The sequence below is a fragment of the Streptomyces kryoterrae genome (assembly GCF_054072135.1).
Genome location: NZ_CM133358.1, coordinates 909,766 through 922,214 on the forward strand (window position 1 = coordinate 909,766; position 12,449 = coordinate 922,214).

A 12,449-nucleotide genomic window follows, 5' to 3' on the forward strand; every position below is an offset into this window, starting at 1 on the left:
ACGACCCTCCGCAACGACGCAGGCCACCACCCCAACCGCCAACGAAAGGCACTCGATTTGAAGCCCCAGACCAGCAGCCCGACCTCGAACGTAACGCCCGTCAAACGGAATTCCCCGGGGGTCCGAACGCACTGGACCGTCACCCACACCTGTACCCACGACGTCGTCCACGACCTGTCCGACCGCCCCGCCGACCAGCGCGCCGGCTTCGCCCGCTGGCTCGCTTCCCGGGACTGCTCTGCCTGCTGGAAGGCCGCCCGCGACGCCGACAGTGCTGGCAAGGAGGAGTGGCTCGTCGCCAGGCGCGCCGAGGAACAGCAGACCGCCGCTGTGTGGGCCGAGCAGTTCGAGATGCCGCCGCTGGAAGGCACCGAACGCGCCCGGGACTGGGGCGAACGCTCCCGCCACCAGCTGGCCACCCGCGCGTACGCCGCCCTGGTCACCGAGGGCACCTGGACCGAGGCCGACTGGACGGTGCTGGAGGAGAAGATCCGCGCGATCACCCGGGCCGGATGGTGGATCGACCAGAGGGATGCCGAGGGCACCGACCTGCCCGAACTCCTCGACGCCGCAACCGCGAACGACCGCGGCACCGAGAACCCGTACCGGTAGCCGACCGGCGCGTATACCCGACGGTCCCCGGTTAGCGAAACCGGAGTTCGTCCGGAGTATTGATCCTCCCACCGCCACCGAGTGCTCTTCGTGGAAGGACCTGCTGCCGTGCCCGACGCCTCTCATCCCTCCCACATACCCTCCGCCTGGAGACCCTCCCTGGAAACTCTGACCGCCGAAAGGGACATCACCCACGCCCACTTCACCCACGGCGACACGGTCGTGATCCCTACAGGCGTCGGCGACGGCAGGCTCTCGGGCAACGTCATGACGATCGTCGCCCCCTCCTGGCACCTGCCGACGGATGAAGACGGCTGGCGGCTGCGCAACCCCAAGGGCCAGGAGCGCACCTTCATCACCGCCCACCCCCGCTACATGATCCACCTCTCCCATCACTGCCCCGACTGCCTGATCCACCGGCGCGCTCTGGAGGACTACGTGCTGCCCAGGGTGCCCGTCGGCAGCGGCTCCTTCGACTGCGGCTGGTACACGCTCACCCATCTCAACCAGCTCGTGCACATCACCGACGCCCGGGGCGGCCGATGACGCTCCCCGCCCGCCGCCCGGGACGCGCCCTCACCCTGCTCCGTGCCGACAGCCGGGCCCGGAACGCCGCAGCCGGTCGCCAGTGGCCCGCCCGGCTCGCGTGCGACCTGCGGGAACTCGACGCCACCTGGCAGGAATCGGCGCAGGTGTGCGCCGACGCCGCCTGGACGGCCCGGTCCGCCGGACGCAGTGTGCTCGGCCTGCTGCGTCCGGAGCAGATCCGCACGCCCGGGCCCGACCCGATCACCGCGCGGACCTACCGGCACCTGTATCTGAGCGCGCTGCGCTACGACTTCCGCTGCCCCACCCTTCAGTCGCTCGTCGACCAGCTGCCGCCCACAGCCCGCGAGAGCCTGGACTGCTACAGCCGCGCCCTGTACGCCTTCGCGCTGCTGGGCCAGTCCAAGACCGAGGGCCTGACCCTGATGGACCAGGTTCTCGCAGATGCCGGTGATCACCCCAAGACACTGCATGTGCTGCTGGACGGCCTGTGGCTCGGCCACTACCTGCCCGGACGTGCGGAGCGGATGCTGGCCATCGCCACCCGGCCTCCCTTCGCCGCGCGCACCGATCCGATCGTGCTCTTCCGTGAAGCGGGTGCGCTGCGTCAACTGGGCCGGCACCAGGCCGCACTGGAGTCGATCGACCGCGCACTGGACCTGCTGCCGCCCGGCGATGTGTCCGTGCACGCCGATCTGGTCCGCGAGCGATCGCTGATTGCCGCCAGCCAGGACATCCACCAGTTGGCCGGACGAGGCGCCGCCGAGGTGCGTACATGATCGTGCGCGTGGCGCCCCTGGGGGACTTCGCCTCCGAGGCGCTCGCCGAGTCCCTGGGCCGTCCTGTCTGCGTCGAGGAGGGGCTAACCGAGCACACGGTGATCGCCCACTGGCCGGGCCACGTGGACTACGTCGCCTCAAACCGCCCTGACGGTACGGGCATCTGGACGTCCGACGAGTGGGCCGAGCACCTGGACGACCCGTGCTGGAAGTGGCCCGCCACCACGGACCGGCACGGCGGCCGGGATGCCATCTGGCACGCGGCAATTCGTCTGCACCCCGATGACCGGGCGCTCACCGGACCCGAGTGGTCGGAGATCGCCCACCGCCTCGCCCGCACCGCGCACCTCGGGGTCCCCGGCGACGAGCAGGGCTGTCGCTGGTTCGCCATCCAGGCCCAGCCCGGACGCCTCGACCTCCTCGCGAGCCTCATCCGCGAGGACGGCACCTGGCAGAAACAGCCCCACACCCTGCTCCGCCGGCTGTCGGACGAGGCACGGCGCATCGAATCCGACCTCCGACTGCTCCCCGTCCCGAACACCGCACCCCGTAGGCTCCGCTCCGCCGTAGCGGACTCACTGTCCTCGCCGCCCGTCGTCCTGAGCGCTGCGATGCAGTTCTCGGCGCTGCTCACGCAGGTGAGCGATGAGGCTGACGGGCCGCTGGCCGCCGTCCGTGCGGTCGTCGAGCACACCGCACAGCGCCTCGGCCTGCAGCCCGACTCACCCGGAGCCGACCGAGCCCGGCAGCAGCTGGAGTGGATCGCCCACCGCTTGTACGGCATCCAGCAGGACCTCGACACCACCGCGGCAGACCTGGCCACCGCACCCCACCGGCCGCTTCCCACCACCGCACAGCCCGTCCCGCGACCCCCGGCCGCGTCCGCCCGTGCTCGACCAACCCACTAGAAGGTTCCTGCCCTTGGCCCTGGCCGACCGCCTGCTGACCCTCCGGTGCGACGTCCATTCCGGCGAAGTCCTCGCCCGCGGAGGAGACTCCGAAGCCCACAGCATCCTGGAACGCACCGGGTTCGTCCTCGTCACCCGGCTCCACGAGCGCTACCACCGCCTCCCCACCGGCCTCCACGAGGCCGAAGAACAACAGATCGCCACCCGCGCCGTCGCCCGGCTGCGCGCGGTGGGTTACCACGTCGACTGCGACGAAGCCTTCGACACCGACCGCCGCGAACCATACGAACTCCCGCTCGGCGCCCAGGTCGCACACCTCGCCGAGCGACTGCGCGAGGCAGCCACGACGGACGAAGCCGCCGACGTCCTCACGGAGTTGACCGCCACGCACGACGGTGTCCTGACCGCCCTGGGCGACGTGCTGATCGCGGCAGCCGACTTCTGCGACGGGCTCGGCCAGCCGTCCGACCGGCACACCGCGAAGCGGCTGCGCTACCTCGCCGACGGGCGGCTCCAGATCGTTCGGTCCGACCTCGCGCACACCCGCACCGAGCTCGCCGACCGGCATGCACCCCACCCCGCTCGGCGGCCGTGCACGGCCGAGACCGGCCCAGGCGAGACGGAAGCCTCCGCCGTCTGTGCCTGCTCGCCACCCCGTATCCCCACCAGCCCCGGTGTTCTCCCCGCCGCGCCGGTCCCCACCGGCCGCCGGAGATGACCCGCCCCTTTCCCCGAGGAGACTTTTGCACGCGCCCGATGACTCCCTGGCCTCCTTCGCCGCCGTCCTCGCCGGCGAACTGCCCGGCCAGTGGAGCAGCCAGTACCACCCCGACCGCGGCGGCGACACCGACCACGACGAACTGACCGCCGATGTCTGGGACATGGACCAGGTCGCCGATGCCATGGCCGAGCACCTCGTCGACCACTGCGCCGTCCTGACCCGGCACGCGGACGGCACCCGGCTGTTCGTCATGGACCGCAAGGGCCACGACGACGGCTTCCTCATCGCCGCCATGGCGCCCGAGGGCCTGCCCGTCGAGGCGTTCCACGGGGTCCGCGAACCCGACGGTATCGCCGTCGACGAGGACCCCTTCCGTGCCGCCAAGCACGTCTCGCTCCGCCTGCTGTCCCGCTACGACACGGCCCTCGCCCAGGTGCGGGACAACGCCTCCCGCCTCGCCACCGCCCAGGCCGGCCAGCAGGGCCGTGTGGTGCTGACCTGGTCCGGCGAGGATGTCGTGGCCGCCGAGCCCGACCGCGACGACGTCGCCACGGCCCTGACCGAGTACGGCTTCGTCTTCGACGAGGCCCGGCACATGTTCGTGCTGTCCGACGGCGATTCGGCCCGGGTGGCCGCGTCCGTCCGTGCCGTCGGCCACCGGCTGTCCGAGCTGGGCGTCGGCGTCCTGCTGTCCCGCCCGCCTGGCCGGTCCGCACCGGACACGGCGCCGGCCCAGCCGCCCGCCTCACCGGCCCGGGCCCCGCACCGGACCCGGTGACACGCCCTTTTCCGGGAGCCGCAACACCACACCAGGAGTTCCACCCTCATGGGAAATCGTGCCGACGACGAAGGCACCGACGTCGAGATCTACCGCAAGCCCCTGACCGACACGGTCCACGCCGACACCCCCACCGGCGCCCCCGAGCGGCTCCTCGCGCTGCTCGACGAGCTCGGCTTCGAACGCCAGACCGTCCGGCCCGCGGGCCCGGCAGGTCCGGCCTACGTCTGGCACGAGGCCCCCGCCCACCTCGGGGAGGACGAGAAGAAGCAGCTCGCCTCCCGTGCCGTTCCCACGCTGCTGGTAGCCGGGTACGTCGTCTCCATCCCGGACTATCTCTTCGACCAAGTCGCCTACCGAAGCGCCGTTGCGGAGGTCCGCGCTCAGCGCTCCGCACCGCCCGCCCGCACATCCGCGGCCGGCGAGCCGTCCCGGCCCCGCCGTTCTCGTCGCGCCGGCTGAATTCGACCCGGCCCTCTGTCCGTTCTACAGGAGCCCATGCCCCACCCCACCCCCTATGTCCTGGCGGCACCCGGCTATCTCGCCGGCGGCGGCGACTGTGAACACCTGACCGAGTTGCTGCTACGCGGCCACAGCTGGCGGAACGTGTCCACTATCGACCAGCACACCGCCCTGACCAGCCCCGACGGCCGTCTGCACGTCGTCCTCAACCGCCGGGGAGCCTGGACCTGGAGCCTGCGCGCCACCACCTCTCACGGGGAGGACTGGGCAGCACTCCTCGGCGCGCACATACCCGTCGAGTACGTCACCGCACTCGTCGACGCCATGGCGCGCCCGGCCTCCCGCAAACGGCCTGCTGTTCTTGGCCCGTTGTACGAGGCCGGGTGGACGACAGATGCCACTGCCGCAACACCCACGACCGTGTCACCGGACGGCCTGGTCCACTTCACCGAGGAGCCCGCACCCAACCGTGCGCCACGCCCGTGGCACGCCACCTGCACGGTCGACGGATTCCGATGGTGGACGGCCGCCTTCAGCACGCACACCCCGCCCGGCATCGTCGCCGCGTTCACCCACAGCCTCGCCTGCGACGACCCGCTGCCCCGGATGGCCATCGGAACACCGCTGCACGGCTGCGCGCCCTACACCCGCATCACCCAGACCCCGCGCGGCTACGACGACGAACAGGCACAGCTCGAAGCACGGATCGCCGAAGCCCGTGGCCGTCGGCACACCGGTTCACTGCCCGTTGCACCGCTTCCTTCCACCGGCCGTACGCCCCTCATCCACGCCCGCTGACCACCCCCCGGGTTGCCTGCTCATCACCCCTGTTCCAGGAGGTTTCCGTACCCCTCGCACCACGCCGAAGTCCGCCGCCGATCACCGCTGACCGTCCACCCCGTCTGGCCGTCTTCCTCTTCCGCCGATACCTGCGCGCCTTCGTCCCAAGCACCCGGGGCAGGGCCAACCCCCTGGCCACCGGCCGCCCCGAGCCCGCGCTGGATGAATCCCGGCGCCTCGGCCACCACACCTGACCCCGACCCGTCTGCCTCCAGGAGGCCCGTGACCGACCCGATCTCCTACCCCGTCCGCCTCGCTGACGACATCGCCCGACAGCTCACCCAGCTCGCCGAACATCTCTCCCAGGCCCCGTCGCGCCAGGCAGCCCAGATCCTGGGACGAGTCCTCGACTGCGACGAGGGCGTCCTTGGCCGATTCACCACGCTGATGGTCACCGGGGCCCACTTCGCCAAGGACACGTCCGAGCATGGCCTCCTCCCGCCCGAGGTCTGGCTCGCCATCGGCCGCGCCGCCAACGAACTCCATGACATCGGCATGGACCTCGACGAACACACCGAGGCCCTCAACGCCCTCGCCAGCACCGTGGCTCCGGCTCCCACGACGGCGCCGAAGCCGGTGCCGACCGCCATGGTCGTGAGGAGACGCAGGTGAGCGGGAAACAGTGGACCGGCTGGAGCACACCGCGCACCGGGGGCGAACAGGCAGAGCAGCACTACCTCATCGAGCCCCGCTCTCTCGCCGGCGGCGGCAACCTCGGGCATGTCACCGAGTTCCTGCGTGCTTCCGGCTGGAAGGACTCCTCCCACCGAGGTGGCCCGTTCGTCTTCGACAGCCCCGACCGCACGGTCCGCATCGGCTACGACCCGCACACCGATCCCGGCGGCTGGACCATCTCCGGCAAGGCCACCGGCTCTCAGCCGGCGTGGCATGCCACGTTCGGCCGGCAAACCCCGGTGGAGATCGTGGCTGGCGTCACTGACGCCCTCACCCGGTCCCGCTTGGCGCACGCGCCCAACGCCTGGGCGCAGCTGGAGCAACAGGGCTGGACCAGCGAGCGGGGTGAGGACCAGACGTTCACCGCCGTCCACCCCGGCCGCGACACCTGGCTGCAGTACCGGCAGGACGAGCGCGGCCAGGCCCTGTGGTGGGCGGGAGCCCGCACCGAACACGGGCAGACCTGGGACGCTGTGTTCACCCCGACCGCCCCGCTGCACCTCGTCGAGGCGTTCGCCACGGCGCTGGCCGACCCGCAGCCGGTGATGCGTCCGCGCGGGCACGTCCCGCCCACGAGCCGGGTGCGCACCACGTCCGTGTCGGTCCTGCCCTCCCAGCTCTCCGCCTGGCAGCAGGCCCGTATCACCACCGCCCGCGCCGCCACCTGGGCCCGCTTCGCCACCACCGGTACCCGCAACCCGTCCGGCACCACCGGCCCGTACGCCACGGCCGGCGCCCGACGCCGCTGACCCATCTCGGGCGGTCCCGTCCGACCCCCTGTCCCCAACTCCCCTCGGCCACACGGAGGTTCATGATCGACCTGACCTGGGACGACGCCCTTACTGCGGAAGATATCCACAGGGCTGTCCACAGCCTGGCCCGGCTCACCGCCCATCTACGCGTCAGCCCCGACAACGTCGGCGCCGCCGTTCTACTCGCCCCGCTTGTCCACGCCGCCCCCGCCCTTGTCGGCACCCTCGCCCAGGTTCTGCGCGAAGTCTCCCGCCGCCTGACCCAGCACGCGGACGGCCCGTGGGACGCAACCGTGACCAGCCTGGTGCGCGAGTACCTCGACGCCGCCACGGCCGTCGACCAACTGCGCCACCCGCTCAACCAGACACTGCGCTTGCTGGAACAGCCCCCGATCCGTACCGGGCACGGCGATACCGCAGGGAGCGGTACATGCCGGTGACCGAGCGGCAGCTGGCCGCCTTCCGGCACGACCACGAGTCGACGATCCTCCATTCCACCAGCCCCCGGCACCTCGCAGGTCCCGGCGACGCCCGCCACGTCACCCACGCCCTGCTCGCCGCCGGCTGGACCATCACCTCCGACACGGCGTCCCCGGAGACCGAGGTCACCAGCCCCGATCTGCAGGCCCGGCTGCAAGCCGCACCCCAGTTCGCCCCGTCCGGCAACTGGTGGCGCCTCACCGTCCAGCCGCCCAACTCCCGCGCCTGGTCCGCCAGATTCACCCGGCGGATCCCGGCCGAGATCCTGGCCGGACTCACCGACACGCTCCTCATCCCCGCACCCGCGGACGCGCCCGAACCGTGGGACGTCGTCCGCGCCGCCGGCTGGAAGATCACTCAGAGCGAGAACGGCACCGGCTTCGAGGCCCGCTCCCCCGACCAGCGGGCGGTCGCCGAATACAGCCACCTCAACAACGACGTGCCCCTCTCTTCCTTCTTCTGGCGGGTCCGCACCAGGGAGTACCCCGCCGGTGCCGCCGAATCCGCCTTCGACGGCCGCTCGGTCTGGGACGGCTGGCTCGACGGACACACACCCGCGCACGCCATTGCCGGGTTCGTCACGGCCCTGACCAGCCCCGAACCGCTGCTGCGCGACTGGGGCCAGCAAGGGTGGCACCACGACGTCCAGTACGAGCGAACCAGCCGTACCGGCAGGGATGTTGCAGACGCCCACGAGCAGCGCCTCAAGTACATCCAGGCCCAAGTGCGCGCAGCCCGACGTCGCCAGCGGCTGGACACCGCCCCCTCCGCCGCTCCCGGCGGCCCAGCCGCCGCCTCGGCGGCTCGCACCCGATGACTGATGAAAGACCCCCTGTGACCTCCCCACCCTTCCCTCCGAGCGTCATCGACCAGCAGCGCCTCGACCGACTCGCCGCGTTCCTGCGCACCGGCGAACAGGTCCTGGCCGCGTGGGACGCCTACTCCGACCAGCACACCGATCCCGACTGCTGGCCCTACGACGACGAGACCTACGGGCGGCGCGCCGCCCGCCGCGACGCCGACACCTGGACGGCCGCCACTCTCATCCGCCCCTTCGCCCGCGAGCTGATCTCCACCGCCGAAGTCCAGCTCCAGCAGCTACCCGCCCGAGCCGTCCAGTCCCCCTGGCCGTGGCATCTGGCGAGCGCCGAAGCCGCTCTCGACCAGCTCGACGCCTTCGAAGAGGACTACGGCGACCGCCTCGACGGCCTGCCGCACTCTGCCGGCCCGGGGACAGAGGCATACGACGACCTGATCGACGCGCGCAACGCCGAGGCGCGGCACGCGCTGAACGATCTGGCCCTGCACGCCCCCGTGATCCTCGCCATCCACACGGCCACCCGGCACACCCCGCCGCTTCTGGAAGCCGTCGCACCTCGACCCGTTCCTTCGGTCTCCGCTCCCCCGGCGTCCTTGGCCCGGAGGTGAGCGTGCCGAAGTCCCCGAAGGCCGTGGAGGTCGGCTTCGTCGGGCCGCGCCACCTGGCCGGCGGCGGTGATCCCGCCTGGATCACCGTCCCCCTTCACCGCGCCTGTGGCTGGAGTTACAGCCACGACCCCCTGACGCCCCGGGTCATGCTCACCAGCCCCGACAAGAGACCCTCCTGCGACTGGAGCCGGCCCCCGACGCACCGTGGTGGAGCCTGCGCCACGCCCCCGGACCCGGTTGGCCCGCCTGGTCCGCGAGCTTCGATGCCCGCACTCCGGTCGAGATCATCGCGGCCCTGACCGACGCCCTGACCGTCCCCGATGGCGCACCCGCCGGGACGGCTGTAAGCGATCCCTTCGAGGCGCTCCGGCAGGCCGACTGGGACCAGATCGACGACGGCATGTTCGCCTCTCCCGACGGACACGTCCAGGTGGACCGCTTCGTCCTTCACGGCTCCGACCGTTGGTTCATCACGACCTCGTTCAGTGACAACCCCGGGGACTGGGTCTGGCAGGCCCGCCTCGACGCCACCACCCCAGCCCACCTGATCACCCCGCTCATCCGGGCCCTTGCCGATCCCGCACCCCTGCGCCGCGATCTGCGGGCCCTGCCGCGCTGGATCCGTCCCCACATCCAGACCGCCACCGCGCCGGACGGTCCGGCCGACCTGCCGGATCCGCTGGAACAGCGCGTCCGATACCTCGCCGCCCGGCACGCACGCCCCGCGCAGCCTCCACCGCCGCACCAGCCGCAGCCGTCCCGCCGTACGCGCTGACCCGGTCCCCCCTACCCCGGAACCCTGCCCTTGCCCAACAGTCCCTCCGCCTCCTCCAGCAGCGACGGCTACGACATCGCCTTCAAGGTGCTCCTCGGTGCCCTTGCGATCGCCGTCCCCCTGTCCAATCTCGCCTGGCTGTGCGGCAACCTCGCCGCGCGGGCCACCAGCTCCGGCCCCTGGGCGCCGTACCAGCCCACCGACGCGCTGCTCCACCCCAACCGGCTCTGGCCGCAGGCCGGAGAAACGTCCCTTCTCATCGCCACCCGCATCATCCCCGCCACCGCGGTGATCGTCCTTGCCCTCACCGTCGCGGTCGTGTGGTCCCGGCACGCAAACGCCGGCGGCGGCCGGAAGAAGAAGACCGCCGGGATGGCGAAGCCGAGGGACATCGAGCCGCTCCTGGCCAAGGCGATCACCGCCAAGGCCCGCTCCCTGCGGCCGAGTCTCACGGGCGTCAAGCACATCGACGCCGCCGACACCGGCATTCTGCTCGGCAACCTCCAGGGCACTCGCCACGAGGTCCGCATGGGGTACGAGGACGTCGCGGTCGCGATCATGGCGCCTCGTTCCGGCAAGACCACCTCGCTGGCGATCCCGTCCGTCCTCAACGCGCCCGGCCCGGTCCTGCTCACCTCCAACAAGGCGGCGGGCGACGCCTACACGGCCACCGTCGCCGCCCGCGCGGAGGTGGGCCGGACGTGGTCGATGGACCCGCAGCAGATCGCCCACGCCGAACGGGCGATGTGGTGGAACCCGCTCGCCGACGCCAAGACCCTCGATGGCGCAGGCCGCCTGGCCGGGCACTTCCTCACCGCGTCCGTGGACGCTTCCCAACAGGGCGACTTCTGGTCCAAGGCCGGCAGCAACATCCTCTCCCAGCTCTTCCTCGCCGCCGCCCTGGACGAACGGCCGGTCACCGACGTCATGCAGTGGCTGGCGTTCCCCGCCGACCGCACCCCGCTCGACATCCTGCGCGACCACTCCTTCACCGCGGTCGCCGCCCAGCTCAAGGGAACCGTGGAAGGCCCGCCGGAAACGCGGGACGGCATCTACGAGACGGCCCGCCAGTACGCCGCCGCCCTCCTCAACACCGAGATCGCCCGCTGGGTCACCCCGCAGAAGGACGTCCCCGAGTTCCGGCCGTCCGCGTTCGTCACCTGCGCCGACACCCTCTACCTGCTGTCCAAGGACGGCGGCGGCGGAGCCGGTGCGCTGATCGCCGCGTGCGCGGACTCCGTCATGCGGGCCGCGACCGCCCAGGCCGAACGCGCCGGCGGACGCCTCGACCCGCCGATGCTCGCGATACTCGACGAGGCCGCCAACGTGTGCAAAATCTCCGATCTGCCCGACCTGTACAGCCACTTGGGCTCGCGCGGGATCATCCCGATCACCATCCTGCAGTCCTACCGGCAGGGCCAGAAGGTGTGGGGCGACGCGGGCATGGACGCCATGTGGTCCGCGAGCACGGTGAAGGTGATCGGCTCCGGGATCGACGACCCCGACTTCGCCGACAAACTGTCCCGGCTCATCGGCGACCACGACGTGGAGACCACCTCGACCTCGACCTCCGATTCGGGCAAGTCCACCAGCGTGTCGATGCGCCAGGAACGCATCCTGCCCGCGGACGCGATCCGCGCCCTGCCCAAGGGCACCGCCCTCGTCTTCGCCACCGGCCTGCGCGCCGCCATGCTCGACCTACGCCCCTGGTACGCGGAGCCCGGCGCCGAGCAGCTGTCCGCGGCCTCCGCCCACGCGTCCCAGGGCATCACCGCCCGCGCCGTCGCCAAGCACGCACCGCAGCCGGGTAACTTCGGGACGGCCGCGTGATCCCTCCCGCCCGCGGCACGCTCGGCGACCTGTTCGAGCTCGGCAGCAAGACCATGGCGCTGCGTGATGATCTGTGGTGCGCCTTCGATGTCGGCCTCCCCCTGAAGCTGCGTGTGCTCGCGCAACTCGCGGACACAGCCGACGCGATCGCCTCCGGACTGCGCCCCTGGGCCGGCACGTGCCGGGTCATGTCCCACGCGCACCGAGAGCTCCGCGAGACGACGTCGCGGCTTGTCACCGCTGTCCACCACGTCGAGCTCGCCTCCGAGCAGATCGTCGCCGGACTCGTCACCCACGGCCGCCGGCTTCAGCCGGAAGCAGAAGCCGGAATGGGACCGCCGGCTCACCGCCGCGGCCAGCAAGCCCCTGCACGCCGCCCGCAGCCTGCTCGCCCAGGTGCCCGCCGCGTGCACCCACGCCGCCGAGTCGCTGGCCCCCGTCCTGCCGCCCGCCGACAACGCCACCGCCGTCACGGCGCCGGCCGGGCGGCTCTCCCCGCTGCAGTACGCCGTGTTGCGCGAGGTCTCCCTCGGCACCGTCTCCCTGTCCGAGCAGGCCGGCCACACCTATGCCTTCTGCGACGGAAATCTGCACGTCACCCGGGCCACGACCAACTCCCTGGAATCCCGGGGCCTGGTCCGCCGCGAAGTCAACCACACGAGTTTCGCAAGCTGGCGCCTTCATCTCACCAAGGCCGGTCACACCAGCCTGCTGACCGGGCTCGCCGTCCTCCAACACCCGCCACCGGCACCACCCGCACAGGTCACCGCGGTCCGTTCCGGCTCACCAGGCCGGCCAGCCGGCCCGTCCCAGCAGCGTCGCGCGCCCTCCCGCTGACCGCGTCTACCGCCCGTGGAGTCTCC

General features: G+C 71.7%; 16 protein-coding genes and 1 pseudogene. All 17 read left to right on the forward strand.

Annotated elements, in window-relative coordinates:
* The first annotated feature begins 174 nt into the window (after positions 1-174).
* Positions 175-612: a hypothetical protein gene (locus tag ACW4TU_RS03655; RefSeq protein WP_457430692.1), complete on the forward strand. Its 438-nt coding sequence runs from the start codon at positions 175-177 to the stop codon at positions 610-612.
* A gap of 108 nt (positions 613-720) precedes the next feature.
* Positions 721-1,158, forward strand: a complete 438-nt coding sequence (locus tag ACW4TU_RS03660; RefSeq protein ID WP_457424554.1) for a hypothetical protein — start codon at positions 721-723, stop codon at positions 1,156-1,158.
* Positions 1,155-1,937 carry a hypothetical protein gene (locus ACW4TU_RS03665; protein ID WP_457424556.1) on the forward strand — a complete coding sequence of 261 codons (783 nt, stop codon included), beginning with the start codon at positions 1,155-1,157 and terminating at the stop codon, positions 1,935-1,937. The genes ACW4TU_RS03660 and ACW4TU_RS03665 overlap by 4 nt, the downstream gene beginning before the upstream one ends.
* Positions 1,934-2,845, forward strand: coding sequence for a hypothetical protein (locus tag ACW4TU_RS03670; protein WP_457424558.1), 912 nt, complete (start codon positions 1,934-1,936; stop codon positions 2,843-2,845). Before ACW4TU_RS03665 ends, ACW4TU_RS03670 begins: the two co-directional genes overlap by 4 nt.
* 13 nt (positions 2,846-2,858) lie before the next feature.
* Positions 2,859-3,563, forward strand: a complete 705-nt coding sequence (locus ACW4TU_RS03675; RefSeq protein WP_457424560.1) for a hypothetical protein — start codon at positions 2,859-2,861, stop codon at positions 3,561-3,563.
* Positions 3,564-3,588: 25 nt separating this feature from the next.
* A complete protein-coding gene (locus ACW4TU_RS03680; RefSeq protein ID WP_457424562.1) occupies positions 3,589-4,344 on the forward strand; it encodes a hypothetical protein in 756 nt (251 codons plus the stop codon).
* Positions 4,345-4,392: 48 nt separating this feature from the next.
* Positions 4,393-4,806 (forward strand): hypothetical protein, encoded by a 414-nt coding sequence (locus tag ACW4TU_RS03685; RefSeq protein WP_457424564.1) that lies wholly within the window; start codon positions 4,393-4,395, stop codon positions 4,804-4,806.
* 36 nt (positions 4,807-4,842) lie between these two features.
* Positions 4,843-5,604: an SPDY domain-containing protein gene (locus ACW4TU_RS03690; protein ID WP_457424566.1), complete on the forward strand. Its 762-nt coding sequence runs from the start codon at positions 4,843-4,845 to the stop codon at positions 5,602-5,604.
* A 264-nt stretch (positions 5,605-5,868) separates the two neighbouring features.
* The gene (locus tag ACW4TU_RS03695) at positions 5,869-6,258 is read left to right on the forward strand and encodes a hypothetical protein (protein WP_457424568.1); all 390 of its coding nucleotides are present in this window, start codon (positions 5,869-5,871) and stop codon (positions 6,256-6,258) included.
* Positions 6,255-7,070, forward strand: a complete 816-nt coding sequence (locus ACW4TU_RS03700; protein ID WP_457424570.1) for an SPDY domain-containing protein — start codon at positions 6,255-6,257, stop codon at positions 7,068-7,070. Before ACW4TU_RS03695 ends, ACW4TU_RS03700 begins: the two co-directional genes overlap by 4 nt.
* Before the next feature lie 62 nt (positions 7,071-7,132).
* Positions 7,133-7,513: a hypothetical protein gene (locus tag ACW4TU_RS03705; RefSeq protein WP_457424572.1), complete on the forward strand. Its 381-nt coding sequence runs from the start codon at positions 7,133-7,135 to the stop codon at positions 7,511-7,513.
* Positions 7,504-8,370: an SPDY domain-containing protein gene (locus tag ACW4TU_RS03710; RefSeq protein ID WP_457424574.1), complete on the forward strand. Its 867-nt coding sequence runs from the start codon at positions 7,504-7,506 to the stop codon at positions 8,368-8,370. The genes ACW4TU_RS03705 and ACW4TU_RS03710 overlap by 10 nt, the downstream gene beginning before the upstream one ends.
* Before the next feature lie 17 nt (positions 8,371-8,387).
* The gene (locus ACW4TU_RS03715) at positions 8,388-8,981 is read left to right on the forward strand and encodes a hypothetical protein (RefSeq protein ID WP_457424576.1); all 594 of its coding nucleotides are present in this window, start codon (positions 8,388-8,390) and stop codon (positions 8,979-8,981) included.
* A 214-nt stretch (positions 8,982-9,195) separates the two neighbouring features.
* Positions 9,196-9,246: pseudogene (locus ACW4TU_RS03720) on the forward strand (hypothetical protein); the annotation flags it as partial.
* A gap of 135 nt (positions 9,247-9,381) precedes the next feature.
* Complete coding sequence (locus tag ACW4TU_RS03725; protein WP_457424578.1) at positions 9,382-9,756, forward strand: SPDY domain-containing protein; 375 nt, start codon at positions 9,382-9,384, stop codon at positions 9,754-9,756.
* A gap of 24 nt (positions 9,757-9,780) precedes the next feature.
* Complete coding sequence (locus ACW4TU_RS03730) at positions 9,781-11,586, forward strand: type IV secretory system conjugative DNA transfer family protein (RefSeq protein ID WP_457430694.1); 1,806 nt, start codon at positions 9,781-9,783, stop codon at positions 11,584-11,586.
* Positions 11,587-11,817: 231 nt separating this feature from the next.
* Positions 11,818-12,423, forward strand: coding sequence for a hypothetical protein (locus ACW4TU_RS03735; RefSeq protein WP_457424580.1), 606 nt, complete (start codon positions 11,818-11,820; stop codon positions 12,421-12,423).
* Positions 12,424-12,449: the final 26 nt, after the last annotated feature.